19 protein-coding genes are annotated in these 19,714 nt (G+C 60.8%); 8 read left to right on the top strand and 11 right to left on the bottom strand.

Features of this window, described 5'->3' with window-relative positions:
- Positions 1 to 3 precede the first annotated feature (3 nt).
- The 5 genes from F1735_RS23895 to F1735_RS23915 form a co-directional block, all read right to left on the bottom strand.
- Complete coding sequence (locus tag F1735_RS23895) at positions 4 to 1,857, bottom strand: Hsp70 family protein (protein WP_167239249.1); 1,854 nt, start codon at positions 1,855 to 1,857, stop codon at positions 4 to 6.
- Positions 1,854 to 2,465, bottom strand: coding sequence for a DUF2760 domain-containing protein (locus F1735_RS23900; protein WP_167239250.1), 612 nt, complete (start codon positions 2,463 to 2,465; stop codon positions 1,854 to 1,856). The genes F1735_RS23895 and F1735_RS23900 overlap by 4 nt, the downstream gene beginning before the upstream one ends.
- A gap of 252 nt (positions 2,466 to 2,717) precedes the next feature.
- Entirely contained in the window at positions 2,718 to 3,803 is a 1,086-nt protein-coding gene (locus tag F1735_RS23905; protein WP_167239251.1) for a hypothetical protein, read from the bottom strand.
- A 259-nt stretch (positions 3,804 to 4,062) separates the two neighbouring features.
- A complete protein-coding gene (locus tag F1735_RS23910; protein ID WP_167239252.1) occupies positions 4,063 to 4,662 on the bottom strand; it encodes a TetR/AcrR family transcriptional regulator in 600 nt (199 codons plus the stop codon).
- On the bottom strand, positions 4,659 to 4,985 hold the full coding sequence (locus tag F1735_RS23915; protein WP_167239253.1) for a cupin domain-containing protein: 327 nt from the start codon (positions 4,983 to 4,985) through the stop codon (positions 4,659 to 4,661). Before F1735_RS23915 ends, F1735_RS23910 begins: the two co-directional genes overlap by 4 nt.
- A gap of 861 nt (positions 4,986 to 5,846) precedes the next feature.
- On the opposite strand from F1735_RS23915, the gene F1735_RS23925 reads away from it, so the two are divergent.
- The gene (locus F1735_RS23925; protein WP_167239254.1) at positions 5,847 to 7,049 is read left to right on the top strand and encodes a DNA cytosine methyltransferase; all 1,203 of its coding nucleotides are present in this window, start codon (positions 5,847 to 5,849) and stop codon (positions 7,047 to 7,049) included.
- A gap of 21 nt (positions 7,050 to 7,070) precedes the next feature.
- Here F1735_RS23925 and F1735_RS23930 read toward each other — a convergent pair whose 3' ends face one another.
- From F1735_RS23930 to dnaA, 4 genes are all read right to left on the bottom strand, one after another.
- Positions 7,071 to 7,721: an Eco29kI family restriction endonuclease gene (locus F1735_RS23930; RefSeq protein ID WP_167239255.1), complete on the bottom strand. Its 651-nt coding sequence runs from the start codon at positions 7,719 to 7,721 to the stop codon at positions 7,071 to 7,073.
- 172 nt (positions 7,722 to 7,893) lie between these two features.
- On the bottom strand, positions 7,894 to 10,386 hold the full coding sequence (gene gyrB, locus F1735_RS23935) for a DNA topoisomerase (ATP-hydrolyzing) subunit B (RefSeq protein ID WP_167239256.1): 2,493 nt from the start codon (positions 10,384 to 10,386) through the stop codon (positions 7,894 to 7,896).
- Positions 10,387 to 10,576: 190 nt separating this feature from the next.
- Positions 10,577 to 11,683, bottom strand: a complete 1,107-nt coding sequence (gene dnaN, locus F1735_RS23940; protein WP_167239257.1) for a DNA polymerase III subunit beta — start codon at positions 11,681 to 11,683, stop codon at positions 10,577 to 10,579.
- Between the two features lie 227 nt (positions 11,684 to 11,910).
- On the bottom strand, positions 11,911 to 13,326 hold the full coding sequence (dnaA, locus tag F1735_RS23945; RefSeq protein ID WP_167239258.1) for a chromosomal replication initiator protein DnaA: 1,416 nt from the start codon (positions 13,324 to 13,326) through the stop codon (positions 11,911 to 11,913).
- 518 nt (positions 13,327 to 13,844) lie between these two features.
- Here dnaA and rpmH point away from each other — a divergent pair.
- From rpmH to F1735_RS23980, 7 genes are all read left to right on the top strand, one after another.
- Entirely contained in the window at positions 13,845 to 13,979 is a 135-nt protein-coding gene (rpmH, locus tag F1735_RS23950) for a 50S ribosomal protein L34 (RefSeq protein ID WP_010401996.1), read from the top strand.
- Positions 13,980 to 14,011: 32 nt separating this feature from the next.
- Positions 14,012 to 14,464 carry a ribonuclease P protein component gene (rnpA, locus tag F1735_RS23955; RefSeq protein ID WP_167239259.1) on the top strand — a complete coding sequence of 151 codons (453 nt, stop codon included), beginning with the start codon at positions 14,012 to 14,014 and terminating at the stop codon, positions 14,462 to 14,464.
- Positions 14,461 to 14,721: a membrane protein insertion efficiency factor YidD gene (gene yidD, locus F1735_RS23960; protein ID WP_166885400.1), complete on the top strand. Its 261-nt coding sequence runs from the start codon at positions 14,461 to 14,463 to the stop codon at positions 14,719 to 14,721. Before rnpA ends, yidD begins: the two co-directional genes overlap by 4 nt.
- 11 nt (positions 14,722 to 14,732) lie before the next feature.
- The gene (yidC, locus tag F1735_RS23965) at positions 14,733 to 16,406 is read left to right on the top strand and encodes a membrane protein insertase YidC (RefSeq protein ID WP_167239260.1); all 1,674 of its coding nucleotides are present in this window, start codon (positions 14,733 to 14,735) and stop codon (positions 16,404 to 16,406) included.
- 112 nt (positions 16,407 to 16,518) lie between these two features.
- Positions 16,519 to 17,898 (top strand): tRNA uridine-5-carboxymethylaminomethyl(34) synthesis GTPase MnmE, encoded by a 1,380-nt coding sequence (mnmE, locus tag F1735_RS23970; protein WP_167239261.1) that lies wholly within the window; start codon positions 16,519 to 16,521, stop codon positions 17,896 to 17,898.
- 4 nt (positions 17,899 to 17,902) lie between these two features.
- Complete coding sequence (locus F1735_RS23975; protein WP_167239262.1) at positions 17,903 to 18,214, top strand: hypothetical protein; 312 nt, start codon at positions 17,903 to 17,905, stop codon at positions 18,212 to 18,214.
- A gap of 40 nt (positions 18,215 to 18,254) precedes the next feature.
- Entirely contained in the window at positions 18,255 to 18,812 is a 558-nt protein-coding gene (locus F1735_RS23980; protein ID WP_167239263.1) for an NADAR family protein, read from the top strand.
- Between the two features lie 41 nt (positions 18,813 to 18,853).
- Here F1735_RS23980 and F1735_RS23985 read toward each other — a convergent pair whose 3' ends face one another.
- A complete protein-coding gene (locus F1735_RS23985) occupies positions 18,854 to 19,540 on the bottom strand; it encodes a hypothetical protein (protein WP_167239264.1) in 687 nt (228 codons plus the stop codon).
- 85 nt (positions 19,541 to 19,625) lie between these two features.
- On the bottom strand, positions 19,626 to 19,714 hold an 89-nt coding region (locus tag F1735_RS23990), incomplete at its 5' end, for a transposase (protein ID WP_187364298.1).

Consider the following 19,714-nt stretch of genomic DNA (forward strand, 5'->3'; position numbering starts at 1 on the left):
GCCCTAGGTGTTGCCGGTGCCGTTGCCGCGCACGTCGAACTCCACCTTCCAGCGCTCCTGGCCCTGGACGGCTTGTGCCACCAGTTCCAGGGTGCCGGTATCGGTGGCGACGGCGGCCAGGGTCACGGCGACCACGTCGCCGGCCTGGCGCCCTTCGGCAGGCAGGGTGGCCTGGATTTCGCCGACTTCCTGCATCTCGTCCGGATGCCAGAAGTCGAGCAGGTCGCCCAGGCGGTCCTGGCGTCGTACCGACGAGCCGAAGAAGCGCAGGGTGATGGCGTGCCCGACCACGAGGCCGAACTGCTGGGTCTTGAGCTGGGCTTCGATGCCTTCTTCCATGCCGAACGGGGCCACGCACAGCAGCTGGATCGGTGGTTCGAAACCGGGCACGGCCGGCATCGACGATTCGATCGCGACGTAATAGGCGCGCGCGGTGCCGCCGCGGATGCGGATGCCTTTGCCGCGACGCACGTAGCCGTAGTACGCGGCGCCGCGCGCCACGGCCAGGTCGAGGTCGGCGCCGGTGAGCATGCGCGCAGGCTGCGCGCCTTCGCCGGCCAGCCAGTCGTTCAGGGTCGTGAGGGTGCGTTCGGCCAAGACGTCCGACTTGAACACGCCGCCGTTGAACAGCACGGCGGTCGGGTGCAGGAAGCTGGCGGTGTCGCTGACCGTGCCGGCGAAGCCTTCCAGCTCGGCCGTGGCGCCGGCCTGGCGTCCCAGCAGGGCAGCCAGGTGACGGGTCACGCCGGCATCCTGCGCATACGGCAGGCCCAGCTGGACCAGGCCGCCACGCGGACGGCTGACCGGGCGCGCGGCCGCTTCCACCTGCGGGAAGAAACCTTCAAGGATGGTGGCGCGCACTTCTTCCTGGGTCAGCTCGGTGCGGATCGAACCGCCGATGAGTTTGGAGCCGCGGCTCGGCACGACGATCGGCTGGGTGGCCAGGGTCGCATCGCTGAGCAGGTTTTCCTTGGCGGCGCGGCAAGCATAGGCCAGCGCGCGCATTTGCCAGGCGTCCAGCTGGGCGCCGGTGGCCGCGACCTTGCGCGCCACCAGGTGGGCCAGCGCCAGGTCCATATTGTCGCCGCCGAGCAGGATGTGGTCGCCCACGGCGATGCGGTGCAGTTCCAGGTTGCCGTCGCGCTCGAGCACGGTGACCAGCGAAAAGTCGCTGGTGCCGCCGCCCACGTCGATGACGAGGATGATGTCGCCCGGCTTGGCATCCTTGCGCCAGCGTCCGCCGCTGTTCTGGATCCAGTTGTAGAGCGCCGCTTGCGGCTCTTCGAGCAGGGTCAGGTTGACGTAACCGGCGGCCTTGGCCGCTTCCACCGTCAGCTCGCGCGCGGCCGGGTCGAACGAGGCCGGGATGGTGACGGTGATGTCCTGCTCGTCGAACGGTGCTTCGGGATGGGCCGCGTTCCAGGCGTTGCGCAGGTGCGCCAGGTAGCGGGTGGACGCTTCCAGCGGCGAGAGCCTGCTTACTTCCGGCGGCGCGTCGCTCGGCAAAATGGCCGCGCGGCGGTCCACGCCCGGGTGGCACAGCCAGCTTTTGGCGCTCGACACCAGCCGGATCGGGGTCTGGGCGCCGCGCGCGCGGGCGAATTCGCCGACGGCGTAGTCTTGCGTGCTGGTCCATGGCAGGTTCAGCGCGCCGGGCGGCAATTCATCGCCGTGCGGCATGTACAGGAAAGAGGGCAGCAGGTGGCCGTTGCCGACCGCGCCGGCATCGACCAGTTGCGGAATCTCAAGGACGCCGTGGGACGTTGTTTCGCCATCGCTGGCGGTCAGGTCCACATAGGCCAGTGCGCAGTGGGTGGTGCCGAGATCGATGCCGATCGAGAAGTAGGCGTTGCTCACAGTTCCACCTCCGCCTGGGCCAGCACGGTGGCGTCGTGGCCGACGGCCAGGGTGGGCAGGCGCACGTCGGCCGCGCGCCAGCCGCGATGGCTGACGCTGCCGTTAAACGGGGCTTTGCCGACCACATTGCCGGTCAGGCGCACGGCGCGGGCGTCGAAGCCCTCGTTCAGGGTGACACGGCTGCCTTCGGCTTCGTCGCGCACGGGGACGATGGTGAAGTGTTCGCGCAGCACTTTGGCGCAGCCCTCATGCACCACGCGCGCGGCGGCGCCGATGTCGGCGTCCGAAAAGCCGCTCAGGTTTTCCTGGGTAAAGTCGATCAGGCGCGCATCGCGCTGGAGCAGGGACAACAGCTGCAAGGCGGTGTCGGGTGTGGGAGCGGCTGGCGGCTTTGGCGCTGGCGCTGGTGCGGCGGCCACCGGGGCGACTGGGGCCGGGGCGGGGGTTGGCATGGGCATGCCATCACGCACCAGCTCGATGCGGCCGGCGAAGCCGCCATCCGACAGCGCGCCGAAGAAGGCGCCGAAAGCGATCGGAATACGGCGCAGGAAAGAAGGCGGGTTGTTATCGTGGGACGGGTGATTCGAATTCGGCGACGAGTCGATCATCAATTACTCCTGAGTATGCCGGCTGTATGTCGGACTGATGTGGTTGGCCGGGCTAGTGAGCCGCAGGGCCGGAACCGGGATTGTATGCTGTATAAGGCCCGAATCTGCGCAAGGCCTGAATTTATGCTGCGCGGCAGTATAAATCATTTGATGGCGCAACTGCGCGATGGCGTTCTGGGGCATGAATGCAAAAACCAGGCGCGGGGCCTGGTTTTTGGTGGTTCCGATGCGCGAATTACCGCGCTGGAGGACTTATCGGGCGTCCTTGACGGTTTTCACGCATGCCTTGAGTTCGGTCGTGCATGGCAGATATTCCGATTTTTCCGGTTTCACGCCGGGATTGATGGCGCGGGCCTTGTCGATGACCGCTGCCTTGCAGGTGGCGAACGTGGCTTTGCATGCGCCGATCGGCGTGCTGTCGACCAGCGGTTTGACATCCTCGCTGACGCACTGCTTGTATTCCACCTTGCATTCGACTTTGGCCGCTTTCGGATCGGCCGTGGTATCGGCTTCCGCAACGCACAGGTTCATCTCGGTCTGGCAGTTGAGTTTGGCCGATTTGATTTTGGAGCTGGTATCGATGCCCAACCATCCCGGCAGTTCGGACGTCAGGTCAGCCAGGCACGACTGGGTCGCCAGCTTTTGCTCGGCCGCGACGGCTTCGTAGTCGTTCGCTTTCCATGCGCTTAGCTTGCGTGGCTTGGAGACATAGCCGCAGGAGCGGACCGTGTCTTGCACTTTGCGGAAGAAGCTGTCCGTCGCGCCTTCCGGGCGCTTGCTGAAACGGGCAGCGAAACGCAGCACATACTCGTCTTCACGTTCGGTACCGGCCATGAGCTCGTGGTACAGCAGATGCCAGCCCAAGGGCGTGATGGTCATGCCATTTTTGCGTGCTGCGGCGCCGCTGCCCTCGTTCTCGGCCAGCACGGCAATGAATTTCTCGTCGAGCGCCTTGGGCAGGTCCAGCAGCATGGGGCTGACCAGGTTGAGCGGTTTGCGGGTATCGGTCACGGCGTCGCCCAGAAAATCTTCCTTGTTGTGCGTCTGTCCGCCCGTGCCAAGCAGGGAAAGCGCCATGCGCCCGACGTTGCCTCCCACCACATGCGAGCGGTGTACGATCCGCAAATACGTCAGTTCGTCGCCGTAGGTATTCACGTACAGCGACACGGGACCCTTGGAGGCATACGCCCGTTCGCGTGGCAGCGCCGGTGTTGCGGCAGGCTGCGCGGCGGCGCCAGGCGTGCTTGCCTGGGAGCTGTCCTGGGCGAAGGAAGGGCTGGCGGCGGCGAGCGCGGTCACGAAAAGGGGCAGGAGGAACGAGCGGAGCGTGGAGTTCATGTTTGACAGTGATTGGTCGATGCATTGCCGCTGCGCGGCACGGCGGGATCGGAGGCAGTGGAGTGCTCGGGCGCCTGGGAAAACCGCAGCATCCAAACGGGAGAGTACTTACATTATAGAATATATGTTTAACAAAAGGTAACTTTTGCCGAGGAATTGCGCCTGACTGCTGCGAATGCAACACCTGTCAATGTGGCAGCCGACGCCAGGCCAGGCGGGCGGCGGCGGAACGATTCCAGAAGGAACGTTCCGCCCGTTCTCAGGTCGTGGTGTTGATCACGAGCTTGAGGACCTTGCTTGCTCTTTCCCGAAATGTCACGGATGGCATTGGATCGACCAAGGACACTGCCATGATCCCTTCGAAAGCCGCAAAGATCGTCTCGGCGAGATCGCGCGCGCTGACGCCGGCCGGCAAACGTAACAGGTCTTTGCCATTGCGCAGGATGCCCTCCAGCCAATCGACATTTTGCTTCACAAACAGGCGCAACTCGTCGATGCAGGCGGGCTCCTGAAACGACGGTTCGCGCACCATCATCAAGTACATGCAGGGACGGCTGCCATCGTCCAACATCGCGGCAAACAGCTCCGCATACATCCGAAGTTGCTCGTTAAAGTCGCCTGTTGCCTCGATGGCGAGCAAGCGGGCGGCCTGGTCCTCCCGATACAGTTGCAGCGCCTGGCGGGCCAGGTCTTCTTTCGAGCTGAAATGGTGGTACAGGCTCGGTGCTTTGATTTGCAGGCAGTCGGCGATCTGGCGCATGCCGAGGCCGCTGAATCCGCGCTGTTGAAACAGGCCGATTGCTGCGCCGAGGATGGTTTCCCGGGTTAGCGAGAGCTGACTTCTTTTGGCAGGCGTCAAGGTGCCTGCTCCAGCATGTCGATGCCGCCATGGTGGGCGACGAACAGCAGCGTTTCTTCGAGCGCGCACGCTTCATGCTCATCGCTTCCCTGAACCTGCAGCACATCGCCGGCGCGCAGCTCGACGTCGTTAAAGCGGATCGCGCCCGCTACCACCAGGATTTGTTCCCATCCATGATGCGCATGCTTGGGGAAGCGTGCTCCGGCCTGGAATCGGGCCAGGTAGCCGCCATCGCCGTCGTTGCCGGTCCAGGTCGAACAAATCTGCACCCCGGCAATACCCGAATCGCACCAGTCGCGTGTTTCTTGTCGAGCCAACAGCATGTTTTCACTCCTGTGTTTGATCAGAAGGCGCAACTCTAACTAACGTTCGTTAGGTTGTCAATCATGATGGAATGTGGGCACGGATGGAAAGGGCGGCCGAGATTCGTGTTTGTGACGCTAAAGTCGAGTTGAGCGCCCGACCGACTGTTCGGTGAGGCTGCCCCGGGAAGGTTTATGTGTTTCCACACATAAAAAGTCGTATATCCCGCTAAGACGGGCTATTTTTTCGATATTTATCCAGGAACGCGCTTATTCGCGTCAACAAATCCGCTGACTGTAGTTCACATTCCCAGAGAACCAAGACCTCCCATCCCGCAGCTTTGAGCTTGCTTAGATTGACATCGTCCCGCGCTCGATTGGTACTCAGCTTCGTTGTCCAGAACTCAACCCGCGACTTGGGGATGCGCGCCATCGCGCAGCCTTCGTGCCTATGCCAAAAGCAGCCGTGAATAGCCGTCGGACGAGCAGCTCCGGCCGAGTATTTTTTGACCGAACGCGTGACATGATCTCGCTGCGTCGGACTTGTGTAGCGGTATCAACCATTCTTCCCCTTGGCAATCGCTTCGTGCTAGCGTAAACACGATACCTGCGTTTGAGATGGCTCAAGTGTACTTCGGAACACGTGGAGGAGGCGCCGGGAGGGTACTGGGCATGCTGCCACACGCGTGATGCGATTGATGACTGTATAGGCATACAGTATAATGGCGCTGATCCGCTCACCCTTCAACTGGATGCTTGCTTTATACTGCTCTGTTTTCTGCCGCTAACAGGAACGCAAGCTTCGACCATAGTTTTCATTGGAAGTTGCGGCCAAAACCCCATTTTGGGACAATTGCTTTAAAGAACCACAGTAGACGAATCATGCCGCTCCAATCAATCGAACTTTTTGCAGGCGCCGGAGGCTTGGCGCTGGGTTTTTCGGAGCATGGCGTTGCCCATCAAGCCGTTGTTGAGTGGAATTCCCATGCGTGTCAGACGATCCGGCGTAACCAGAGCGCCAAGGTGGAGCCGCTTTCTCATTGGCCAGACGTTACCGAGGGTGACGTCCGCCAATTTCAATACGACGCCTTCCAGGGAATCGATCTGGTTACCGGCGGACCACCATGCCAGCCGTTTTCCATGGGCGGGAAGGCTGGTGGCTTCCTTGACCCAAGAGACATGTTTCCGCAAGCCATCCGTGCTGTTCGTGAAACTCAGCCAAGTGCGTTCGTATTCGAGAATGTGCAGGGTTTAAAGCGGGCGGCGTTTTCAGATTACTTCCGGTATATCTTGTTGCAACTTGAGTACCCGGCTTTTCAGGCCCGTACTAACGAACCGTGGATGCTGCATCTTGCCAGACTTGATCGTCATAAGGGAACCCGCGCTCGAAGCGAATACCGTGTCGAATGGCGACTTGTTAATGCCGCCAACTATGGCGTGCCGCAAAAGCGCATGAGAATTTTCATCGTGGGTTTCCGTGCTGACCTACCTAACCAATATGAATTTCCTTCCGCCAGCCATAGTCAAGAGGCCCTCTTGCTCGATCAGTGGGGAACGGACGGCCTGTATTGGGAGCGTCACCGTGTTGCGCGACGTAATCGCCCAGTCAGACCAGAGGGTATCGAGCGTAAGTTGCAGGGCTTATTGGCGCTCGACCCGGCTCAAGTACGCCTGCCATGGCTGACGGTCCGGGATGCCATTGCGGATTTGCCCGATCCTGAGCGGCGGCCGGATGTGGAACTGGTAGCGGCCCATCGTTTCCAGCCGGGCGCTCGCAGCTATGCCGGCCATACTGGCAGTCCACTCGATGAACCTGCCAAGGCGCTCAAAGCGGGGGACCATGGTGTGCCCGGCGGCGAGAACATGTTGCGACGTCCCGATGGTTCTGTACGTTATTTCACCGTACGCGAGTCAGCCAGAATTCAGACCTTCCCGGATTCCTTCATCTTCGAGGGGAGTTGGGGTGAAACGATGCGCCAGCTTGGAAATGCGGTTCCGGTGCGATTAGCGTCGGTAATGGCGGGCAGCGTATGCGGTCATTTACGTGCCGCACGGCAAGCTCCGCCGCTGCTCGCGGTCGCGTAAGCCACAGTAATCGTCTTCGTGTTATTCGCCTTCGGCCTGGATGAATTGTCCCGACAGGCAAGCTGGAAGACTTTTCAGATAGCTCTCGGCGTCTTGGGCCAATTGCGCTGCCGTTTCGGGGCGGTCTGCGTAATTCATTACCCAGCCACGTCCGGGGTGCAACACGTCCCAACGTGATCGTTTCCCGGCGAGTCGGCCTTTACCGGGGTTGTGATTACCAAAGCCATCAATCAAGGCGTTCCAAATGGGCTTGAACCTGCCGATGATCAGCGATTCTCCAAGTGGGATCCAGATGTCGTCCACCACAAGGAAGCGACAATGAAAATCATCGATATCCAAATTGTCGGCTGCCCTCACGCTTTCCGCATGCTCTTTGATGCGCTTTTGCAATACTTTACCCGCTGCCAGCTCTAGATCAGCGCCCCTCCGTGCCCCGGCGGGGATAGCCTTACCAACATAAATCGGCAGCAGGAACTTGCCGTCGCGATTCAAGCGTGAGACTTGTTGATAGGGTTGAAAATCTCCTGTGTAATAGATCGCATAAATCCCGGCCCCCTCGAACGCTGGTAGCTCTCCAAGCGGGTGGACCTCCTTCGTCAACAAGGCTTCGGCAACACTGGCGCCAAGGTTCTTTTTATCTAAGGGATTAAAAGGGACAACTCTGTCTGTCATGCGCGCTTTCTGTATTTGCAGCGTTTAATCTCAAGCGACCCGGCCCAGTTGGGCAGGTCAAGTGCTTTTGATCAGCGGATGCACATGAAAAAAGGCCACCGTTCTTGGTGGCCGATCGATCGACTATTCAGATTTTCGTCGTGTAGTTCGAGGTCATGGATGACGACAAAGCTTAAGCGTCGATATTCCCGGCGCGCAGCGCATTCGACTCAATGAAGTTCCTGCGCGGCTCAACCTCATCACCCATCAAGGTGGTGAAAATCTGGTCCGCCGCAATCGCGTCATCGATCTGCACTTTCAGCAAACGGCGCACGGTCGGGTCCATCGTGGTTTCCCACAGCTGCTCCGGATTCATCTCGCCCAGCCCTTTGTAGCGCTGTTTGGTCACCGTGCGCTCGGCTTCGTCGCGCAGCCATTGCATCGCGTGGTGGAAGTCGTCCACCGCCGACTCCTTCATGCGCTCGCCTTCGCCGCGGCGGATGAAGGCGCCTTCGCCAATCAAACCCTGGAACGTTGCCGCCGCACTGGCCAGGGTCGAATAATCGGCTCCCTGGACAAAATCGGCATCGATCGAACTGACCTGGATATTGCCGTGGTGCATACGCTCGATGCGCAGCGCGTGTTTTTCGCTCAGGTCGTCCGAACGCACGCTCACCTTGACGGCTTTGTCGTCGATCATTTTTTCCATCGCGGCGGCCGACACCCCGGCGCCCTCGAGCGTACTCAGGTCGAGCGTGACGCCGGTCATGATGGCGGTCAGCGCGGCGCGGTCGATCACGCGCGTCAGGCGCATCATGATCGCGTTCGACAGGTTGAACTGGCGTACCAGTTCGGCCAGCGGTTCGCCCGAAATCGGCTCGCCGCCTTCGCGCGGCACCAGCGCGGCGCTGTTTAAGGCCACCGTCATCATGTAGCTCGCTTCTTCCAGGTCATCCTTCAGATAACGCTCGTCGCGGCCAGCCTTGACCTTGTACAGCGGCGGTTGCGCGATATAGATATGGCCGCGTTCCACCAGTTGCGGCATCTGGCGATAGAACAAGGTCAGGAGCAAGGTGCGGATGTGGGCGCCGTCGACGTCCGCATCGGTCATGATAATGATGCGGTGATAACGCAGCTTGTCGACGTTGAATTCGTCCGGTCCGATCGAGGTGCCGAGCGTGGCGATCAGGGTCGTGATCTGTTCCGACGACAGCATCTTCTCGAAGCGCGCTTTTTCCACGTTCAGCACCTTGCCGCGCAGCGGCAAAATGGCCTGGAATTTACGGTCGCGCCCTTGTTTTGCCGAGCCACCCGCCGAATCACCCTCGACGATGTACAGTTCGCACAGCGCCGGGTCTTTTTCCTGGCAGTCGGCCAGTTTGGCCGACAGGCCCAGACCGTCCATGATGCCTTTGCGGCGGGTCAGGTCGCGCGCCTTGCGCGCCGCTTCGCGCGCACGCGCCGCTTCCACGATTTTGCCGCAGATGATCTTGGCGTCGTTCGGCTTTTCCATCAGGTAGTCGGTCAAGGTCTTGGCGACGATTTCCTCGACCGGGCCGCGCACTTCGCTCGATACCAGCTTGTCTTTGGTCTGGGAGCTGAATTTCGGCTCCGGTACTTTGACCGACAGCACGCAGGTCAGGCCTTCGCGCATGTCGTCGCCGCTGATTTCGACCTTGGCTTTCTTGGCGAAATCGTGCTCGTCGATATATTTGTTGATCACGCGCGTCATCGCCGCGCGCAGGCCGGTCAGGTGGGTGCCGCCATCGCGCTGCGGGATGTTATTGGTAAAGCACAGCACTTGTTCGTTGTAGGCGTCGTTCCATTGCATGGAGACGTCGACGCTGATATTGGTGCCCTGGTCCGACAGGCGCTCGCCGGTGGCCTGGAACACGGTCGGGTGCAGCACCGTCTTGGCTTTGTTGATGTATTCGACGAAGCCGCGCGTGCCGCCTTCGAAGGCGAAGATTTCTTCCTTGCCGGTGCGCTGGTCGGTCAGCTTGATATTGACGCCGTTATTGAGGAACGACAGTTCGCGGATCCGCTTGGCCAGGATTTCGTAGTGAAATTCGACGTGCGTGAAAATCTGTTCGTCGGCCCAGAAGTGGACGTCGGTGCCGCGCTTGTCGGTTTCGCCGATCACCTTGATCGGGGAAACCGCAACGCCGTCGATCATCTCGATCTCGCGGTTTTGCGGCACGCCGCGCACGAATTCCATGTAATGGACTTTGCCGTCGCGGCGAATGGTCAGTTTCAGCAGTTTCGACAGGCCGTTGACGCAGGAAACGCCCACGCCGTGCAGGCCGCCCGAGACCTTGTACGAGTTCTGGTCGAACTTGCCGCCGGCGTGCAGTTCGGTCATGACGATTTCGGCCGCGCTGCGCTTTGGCTCGTGCTTGTCGTCGAATTTGAGGCCGGTCGGTACGCCGCGGCCGTTATCGGTGATCGAAATCGAATTGTCCGAGTGGATCGTGACGTGGATTTCGGTACAGTGGCCGGCCAGCGATTCGTCGATTGAGTTGTCCAGCACTTCGAACACCAGATGGTGCAGGCCGGTGCCGTCCGAGGTGTCGCCAATGTACATGCCGGGGCGCTTGCGCACCGCTTCCAGACCTTCGAGGATCTGGATTGAGGAGGCTCCGTATTCTTCGATCTTGGCGGGGATTGCTGGTGTGTTCTCGGACATGGACTGCTTTCTCAAAAAACGATGTATCGGGTGCTAAATGTGGAATCCAACTCTGCGTCGTTCCCGCGAAGGCGGGAACCCATAGCACCGTCGCATATCACAGGTGCTATGGATTCCCGCCTGCGCGGGAAAGACGGAGCATGGGTTCCGGGTATTGCGTGCTGCCTTGGCTTGCCGTAATTCGTGCTGCTTAAATCCGCATCGGCATGACGACGTACTTGAAGTCCGCGTTATCCGGAATCGAAATCAGTGCCGACGAATTCGAGTCGCCCAGCGCAATGTTGATCTGGTCGCACTTCAGGTTGTTCAACACGTCCAGCAGGTAAGTCACGTTGAAACCGATGTCGACGCTGTCGCCGCCGTAGTCGATTTCGAGTTCTTCAACCGCTTCTTCCTGGTCCGCATTGGTCGAGCTGATTTTCATGCTGCCCGGACTGATGATGCAGCGGACGCCTTTGAACTTGTCGCTGGTCATGATCGCCGCGCGTTGCAGCGAACGCAGCAGCTCATCGCGGCTGATCGTGAAGTCGTTCTTGTAGCCCTTTGGAATCACACGCGTGTAATCCGGGAACTTGCCTTCCACCAGCTTCGACACCAGCTCGATGTCGGCGAAGGTCAGCTTGACTTGCGAAGTTGAAATGTCCAGCTGGACCATCTCGTCGCTTTCTTCGAGCAAACGCTGCAGTTCAATGATCGTCTTGCGCGGAATGATGACTTCCTGGCGCGTGAATTCCTGCTCGGTCTCGACCTGGCAAAACGCCAGGCGGTGGCCGTCGGTGGCCACGGCGATGACGTTGCGCCCGTCCAGCACCAGCAGCAGGCCGTTCAGGTAGTAACGGATATCCTGTTGCGCCATCGAAAAGTGTACCATGTTGAACAGGTGCTTGAGCGTCTTTTGCGGCAGGGTGACGGTGGCGTTGTAGGTATCCGCGACCGCGACGGTCGGAAACTCTTCCGCCGCCAGGGTTTGCAGCGCGAAGCGCGACTTGCCGGTTTGTACCGTCAGGCGCTTGTTGGCCAGGGTCATCGTGACGTCGCCCGATTCGGGCAGGGCGCGCAAAATGTCGAGCAGTTTGCGCGCGGCCACGGTGGTACCGGCCACATCGGCACCCGAGCCGATGCTGGCGTGCGTGGTGATCTGCACTTCGGTGTCCGTAGACAGGAACGAGACGTTTTCGCCGTCCTTGCGGATGAGGATATTGGCCAGAATCGGCATAGTGTGCCGACGCTCGACAATACCGCTCACGATCTGCAGTGGCCGGAGAAGGGTATCTCGGGTGGTTTTGACCAATTGCATAGTAATCCTCGGTAAGTTGTCAGAAATGTACTGTGGGACCGCTAAAAACCAACTGCACGACGGTTTTCAGGCACCCCCTGTATGGCCCGGTAAGCAGTGCCGCCACGCCGGCCGCCCCCGGCAAGCAGGCTTGCTCCGGGGCTGACAACGCAACAACAGGGCCACGGTAACCTTGCTGCTAATGCTATATTTTGCCAGAAATTGCCGTTCGCACATTAATTTGAACTTTAGCCCTTCAAAGTCTGTTCCAGGACGTGCAGCTCATGGTTGCATTCGGCGTTCTTGGTGCGGTCGAGGGCGATCTTGCGCACCGCGTGCAGCACCGTGGTGTGGTCGCGTCCGCCGAAAAGTTCGCCGATCTCCGGCAAGCTCTTCTGGGTTAATTCCTTGGCCAGGTACATGGCGATCTGGCGCGGCCGCGCAATGTTGGCCGGGCGACGCTTGGAATACATGTCGGCCACCTTGATGCTGAAGAAGTCGGCCACCGTCTTCTGGATGTTTTCCACCGAGATCTGGCGGTTCTGGACCGACAGCAAGTCCTTCAGCGCTTCTTTCACCACATCGATGGTGATGTCCTTGCCGTGGAAGCGCGAGTACGCCAGGATTTTGCGCAGCGCGCCTTCGAGCTCGCGCACGTTCGAGCGCAGGTGCTTGGCCACGAAAAAGGCCACGTCGTCCGAAAACGTCACGCCTTCGGACTGGGCTTTTTTCAGCAGGATCGCCACCCGCATTTCCAGCTCGGGCGGCTCGATCGCCACCGTCAGGCCGGAATCGAAACGCGAGATCAGGCGGTCGTCCATGCCGGTGATTTCTTTTGGATACGTATCGCTGGTGATGATGATCTGTTTCTTCGCGGCGATCAGGGCTTCGAAGGCATAGAAAAACTCTTCCTGCGTGCGGCTCTTGCCGCCGAAAAACTGGATATCATCGATCAGCAGCATGTCCAGCGAGTGGTAGTAATGCTTGAAGTCGTCGAAGCCCTTGCGTTGGTAGGCCGTGACGACATCGCGTACATACTGCTCCGCGTGGATGTAGCGAATCTTGGCGCCGGGCTGGTCGGCCATCACCTGGTTGCCGATCGCGTGGATCAGGTGGGTTTTACCCAGGCCCACGCCGCCGTAGAAGAACAGCGGGTTGTAGCTCACGCCCGGATTGTTGGCCACCTGGATCGCGGCGGCGCGCGCCAGCTGGTTGGCCTTGCCGGTCACGAAGCTGTCGAAGGTCAGGTCGGTGTTGACGCGGCTCTGCTCGCGGCGCGGTGAATTGCCGATGTTGAACATTTCCGGCACAGCCGGATTGTCCGCGCCAGCGTTGCCGTTGCCCTGGCCATGGTTGATGGTGCCGGGCAGCGGGCCGTCGTTCGGGGCCGGGTGCGGGGCCACCGGTTTTTTCGGCAGGGCGTTACGCGGGTCGAGCACGAACTGCACCTCGGTCGGCGCTTCCCAATACTGGGAGGCCAGGGCCGTGATGCGGTTGGCGAACTGCGACTTCACCCAGTCCAGCTTGAAGCGGTTCGGTGCTGCGATGCGCAACTTGCCGTCCTCGTAGTCGAGGGCAACCAGCGGTTTGATCCACGCACTGAATTGTTGCGGCGTCAGCTCCAGTTCCAACTGCGCGGAACAGGTCTGCCAAAAATTTTCCATGAATCTTCTGTCTGAATAAGGTGTGGAGGGGCGGTTCGATGATGCTTCGCTAGCGCATGCGTTGCGAGCGGTTCGCCACACGTAACACGCTATTCTACCCGCGAAGGCCCGAGTTATCCACAGGCACGCCGCTTATTTTCGGTGCAGGGACAACGTGGCAGAGGGGAAATGACTGGAAATCAAGTTGCCTTAAAACTAAGCCATCTGTCCGGCCCACCCGCAGCGCAGTGTATTTTCCAGCCCACATTTGCCCTGCGAAAACGCGACCATCGGGCCGCCAAAGCGCCACCATCCTTGACAAAACCCAGCAAAATGCGTTCTAATCCAAGGTTCCCCGCCCGTACTCCGTGCAAATGAGTCAGTCTGTTCCGACTTGTAGCTGTGGCTTAGCGGGTAAATATGAGTATTTTTGCTGTGGCGTGACGCTGGCTTAACATCTGCGAAATGTCATTGGCGCCGAAAACTGACGGGACGTCAGACCCGATTTTGCATTTTATTTTGCTTTAAGCGAGACCACCATGAAACGTACTTACCAACCTTCCGTCGTTCGTCGCAAGCGTACGCACGGCTTCCGCGCACGTATGGCAACCCGTGGCGGTCGCGATGTGCTCAATGCACGCCGCGCCAAGGGTCGCAAACGCCTGGCTGTATAAGTCTGGCACTTACTGCCCGATCGCGGTTGGCTATGACTAGCGAAGGTTCACACGACTTCGCGCGCGTTCGGCGTATCGTTAAAACGGATGAATTTTCATCCGTTTTTCGTTTGCGCCCCGCCCAAAAAACGGCCCATTTCGTGCTCTACACCCGCTCGAACGACTTGCCGCATGCGCGGCTCGGCGTGGTCGTGGCCAAGCGCTTTGCGCCCCGTGCCGTGACCCGCAATACGATCAAGCGCGTGACGCGCGAGCTGTTCCGCATGGCGCCGCTGCCGGCCGTCGACTGCATCGTGCGCCTCGCGCGCCCGGTCAATACCAAGCAAGGCCCGGCCACCACCGCCGCGCTCAAGGCGATCCTGCGCGCGGAAATTGCGCGCCTGTTCTCGTCGCAAGCGCCGCGCGCCGCGCCGCCGTCCGGGACGCCCGATGGGACGCCCTGCGGGACGCCCTGCGGGACGCCCGCGCCGAAAGCGTCACCATGAATACCCTGCTCGTCTGGTTATTGCGTGGCTACCAGCTGATGTTATCTCCCATGCTGGGACAGCGCTGCCGCTTTTACCCGACCTGCTCCAATTATGCGATCGAAGCGATCCGTACCCACGGCGCCGCGCGCGGCAGCCTGCTGGGCGCGCGCCGCCTGTGCCGCTGCCATCCGTGGGATGATGGCGGATTCGATCCGGTGCCGCCTGCGCACCCCGAGAATTCTTCTACAGCCGCTTGCGGTTGCAACCACTCCTGACCAATACCTCAATGGAAATCAATAAACGTACTATCCTGTGGATCGTGTTTTCCGTATCGCTGGTGGTTCTCTGGAACGACTGGATGGTATCGAACGGCAAACAGTCGATCTACCCATGGGCAGTGCCTGTGAAGACGGCCACGGTCGCCAACACCGCACCGGCGACCGGCTTGCCGAACGCCGCCGGCAGCGCCGCCGTGCCGGGTGCGCCTGGCCAGGCCGGCGCCGCCGCGCCAGCCCCGTTCAAGAACGACACCATCACCATTACCACCGATGTCATGAAAGTCGACATCGACACCCTCGGTGGCGTGATCAAGCGGCTTGAATTGCTCAAGTTTAAGGATGCCCACGACAAGACCCGCAACCAGGTCTTGTTCGACGTCAATCCGAGAGGCGTGTATGTGGCCCAGACCGGGCTGGTGCGCAACGCGCCGGGCGAACCGGTGCCGACCCAGTTCAGCGGCTTCGTCGCCAAGTCCGGCCCGCGCGCGCTCGACAGCGCCAACGAAGTGCAACTCGTGCTCGAAGCCGAGCAGGGCGGTATCAAGCTGACCAAGACGTATGTCTTCAAGCGCGGCGACTACCTGATCGACATGCGCCACGATATCGCCAACATCGGCGCCACGCCGGTTGCGCCGTCGCTGTTCGTCGAACTGCTGCACCACGGTAACAAGCCAGAGGGCGAGTCCTACTTCAACTCCAGCTACACCGGTCCGACCATGTACACCCCGACCGACCACTATCAGAAGCTGAAGTTCGAAACCATCGAGAAAAAAGGCACGGCCGACCATGCCAAGCAGTCCGATGACGGCTGGGTCGCGATTTCGCAGCACTATTTTGTCTCGGCTTTCCTGCCGCCGGCGAAGATGCCGCGCGAAATCTACACCAAGAGAGTGGCCACCAACCTGTACGCGATCGGTACCCTGATGCCTTTGGGCGCCATTGCACCGGGCGCGAGCGTATCGAACCAGGTCAGGCTGTATTCGGGTCCGCAGGACGAGAACAAGCTGGAAAAAATCGCCCCCGGCCTGGAACTGGTCAAGGATTACGGTTTCCTGACGATTATCGCCAAGCCGATTTTCTGGGTCATGGACCAGATCCACAAGGTCCTGGGCAACTGGGGCTGGACCATCATCGCCTTTACCATCCTGATCAAGCTGGTGTTCTTCCCGCTGTCGGCTGCCGGTTACAAGAGCATGGCGCGCATCAAGGTGGTCACGCCGAAGATGCAAGCGATCCGCGAGAAGTACAAGAACGACCCGGCCAAGATGAACCAGGCCACCATGGAACTGTACAAGACCGAAAAGATCAACCCGGTCGGCGGCTGCCTGCCGATCGTGGTCCAGATGCCGGTCTTTATCGCCCTGTACTGGGTGCTGCAGGCGTCCGCCGAAATGCGCGGCGCCCCATGGATCGGCTGGATCACCGACCTGACCGCGCCTGACCCGTTCTACATCCTGCCAGTGCTGTACGCGATCTCGATGTTCATCACGACCAAGCTGAACCCGGCGCCAGCCGATCCGATGCAGGCCAAGATGATGCTGTTCATGCCGCTGGCGTTCTCGGTCATGTTCATCTTCTTCCCGTCCGGCCTGGTGCTGTACTGGGTAGTGAACAACATCTTGTCGATCGCCCAGCAATGGGTCATCACCAAGAAATTCGAAGATGCGGCAGCGAAGAAATAAGCGTTCGCCGTAAGGTCCAGAAAGCCCGTGTTCCCCACGGGCTTTTTTTATGTGCGCGCGCGGCAACGACAATCCGCCAGCCTGTTGCGGCAATTAAATTACAATCACATCTATGAAACTCGATACTTCCCCCATTGCCGCGATCGCCACCGCCCCGGGCCGCGGCGGCATCGGCGTCGTGCGCGCCTCCGGCAAGTCGCTCGCGCCCCTGCTGGCCGCGCTGTTCCCGGAGGTGGCCTTGACGCCACGCCGCGCGACCTATATTCCCTTCAGGCAGGCCGATGGCGCGGTCATCGACCAGGGCATCGCCCTGTATTTCAAGGGGCCGAACTCGTACACCGGCGAAGACGTGCTGGAGTTACAGGGCCACGGCGGGCCGATCGTGTTGCAGATGCTGCTCGCGCGCGTGCTCGAAGCGGGCGCCGACGCCGGCCTGCGCCTGGCCGAGCCCGGTGAATTCACGCGCCGCGCCTATCTGAACGACAAGCTCGACCTGGCCCAGGCCGAAGCCGTCGCCGACCTGATCGATGCTTCCACCGAAGCGGCCGCCAAGTCGGCCACGCAATCGCTGTCGGGCGCGTTTTCCAAGACCATCAATACCTTGGTGGAACAGACCATCGGCCTGCGCATGCTGGTCGAAGCGACCCTCGATTTCCCGGAAGAAGAAATCGACTTCCTCGAAAAATCCGACGCGCGCGGCCAGCTGGCCGTGATCGTGGCCTCGCTCGAGCGCGTGTTCCAGCAGGCGGCCCAGGGTGCGCTGTTGCGCGAGGGATTGAACGTGGTGCTGGTCGGCCAGCCCAACGTGGGTAAGTCTTCACTCCTGAACGCCCTGGCCGGGGCCGACGTGGCCATCGTCACCCCGATCGCCGGCACCACGCGCGACAAGGTCAGCGAAACCATCCAGATCGAAGGCATTCCGCTCAACATCATCGACACCGCCGGCATCCGCACCATCGACGCCGCCGTCGACGTCGTCGAGCGCATCGGCATCGAGCGCACCTGGGGCGAAGTGGCCAAGGCCGACGTCATCTTGCACCTGCTCGACGCCGACCAGGGCCCGACCCGGGCCGACGACGGCATCGTGGCCGCCTTTCCGGCCGGTGTGCCGGTGCTGCGCGTGTGGAACAAGATCGACCTGTCGGGCCACAAGCCCTCGGTCGACCCGACCGAGGAAGCGACCAATATCTACCTGTCGGCGCACGAGCACGTGGGCATGGACTTGCTGCGCGCCGAATTGTTGCGTATCGCCGGCTGGCAGCAAACCGGCGAATCGCTGTTTTTGGCGCGCGAACGGCACCTGATCGCCCTGCGCTCGGCCCACAAGCACCTGGCGCTGGCGGGCGAGCATGCCGCGCAAAACGACCAGTCGCTCGACCTGTTCGCCGAGGAATTGCGGCTGGCGCAGACGCAACTGTCCAGCATCACCGGGCAATTTTCCTCGGATGACTTGCTGGGCGTGATTTTCAGCCGCTTTTGCATCGGCAAATGAGACCGTGAGCACGAACGATCCTTCGCCGGCTGTTGCGCCAGCGCGCGCCCCGGCGCCGCGGCCGGCCGATGGCATGCTCGGCATGGTCACGGTATTGTGCATCGCCGCTGTCGTGTTGTACTGGACCGGACCGCATGGCGTGGCGCGCGTGCTGTGTACCTGGGTGCTGGCGCGCTTTGTCAGCTGGCTGTGGCATCGCGACGTCGGGGGAGGGAAAATGATCTGCGTGGTCGCGGTCCCGCCGGTCTTGCTGGTCTATTGCCTGCCTAAAAGCTTGCGGCGCGCGGTGAACGCCTTGCCGTCCGAAACCGGGTAAACTGGCTGTCATATCCTGACACCAACAGAAAGTCCGCATCATGGCCTTGCCCACCACCCTGGAAGAACTACGCAGGCGTTTCAATGCCGGCGAATCGTTCTCGTTTTTACATTTTTGGGGCCATACCCCGCCCAAGGATGCCGTGATCACGCGCAGTTGCTTCAGCCAGTGGTACCAGGCGCCGTTCGAGCTCGACGGCGACCGCTATACCACCGCCGAGCATTTCATGATGGCCGAAAAGGCGCGCCTGTTCAATGATGAAGCGACGCGCGCCAAGGTACTGGCAGCGCCGACCCCGGGCGCGGCCAAGGCGCTCGGCCGCGGCGTCGCCAATTTTGTCGAAGCCGACTGGCTGGCGCAGCGTTTCGAGATCGTCTGCCGCGCCAATGTGGCCAAATTCGGACAAAACCCGGCCCTGCGCGATTTCCTCACCGGCACCGGCAAGCACGTGCTGGTGGAAGCCAGTCCGCTCGACCGCATCTGGGGCACCGGCCTGGCGGCGGACGATCCCCGCTCGAACGACCCCAACTTGTGGGAAGGGCCGAACCTGCTCGGCTTCGCGCTGATGGCAGCGCGCAGCGACTTGCAGAGTAAGTAAGGACCAGCTATGCGTATCTGGCGCTGCTGCCGCCGCACTGGTCAAATCAGACACAGTCCGGTGCAGCTTGACGACGCCATTGCCTTCTCAAAGTCATCCAGATAGATGTGAAATTCCTGGGGGAGCGTGGTGTGCAATTGCCGGAAATAGTTGCGAAGTTCGCCCCGTGCCTGCAAGTCGAGTGCTTGAGCATAGTTGGGTGCCATGCGCGCCATGGAAGCGAACAGCTTGTGCCGATTGGCAGCGCTGACCTCGGTGAAAACCGCCATCTGGACTGCCCCCAGAAACGCCTGCACCACGCCGAGCCGAACTTGCGCCACGCCTTCGAGCTGCGTCTGGGACAGTTTTACAGACCCGCGTGTCTTCGTCAACTCCGACAGCAAGGTCAGATGCACTCCGAAGCAACGCTGCTGAAAGGCCAGCAGTGAAAAGGTTTCGTCCTGATACTTGATCAGCTTGCGGCTAAGCACTTCCTGTTTGGCTGCCATGATCTTGCTTGCATCATTCTTGTTCGATGTGTCCGTATCGGCGCCGGTGTCGAACAAGTAGTAGGACAAGGCCGCTTGACGGACCATCTGGCACGTCTCGAGGAGGGTATCGAAATCCGCGAGCGTATATTGTTCAGCGTCGAAGAAGCGCTGCTCGTCGGTCATCACCTGGAGCACGCTCGCTGCATCCGGCTCCGACCAGGACGGCATCCGGTGCTGCGATTGAGACAGTGCCGCCAACTTGATCGGTTGCGCGGCAAACCTCGCCCTTCAGGGCGGGGCGGGGTCAAGAGCGCGGACGGCGCAGCCGTCCGGTTTGGTGCGTCTAGTGCGGCGTCTGCTGCTGTTCGATGTACTGCCGGATAACGGCGATAGGCGCACCGCCGCAGCTACCGGCAAAGTAGGAAGGCGACC

Source organism: Massilia genomosp. 1 (assembly GCF_011682185.1).
Lineage (GTDB): Bacteria > Pseudomonadota > Gammaproteobacteria > Burkholderiales > Burkholderiaceae_D > Telluria_A > Telluria_A rubra.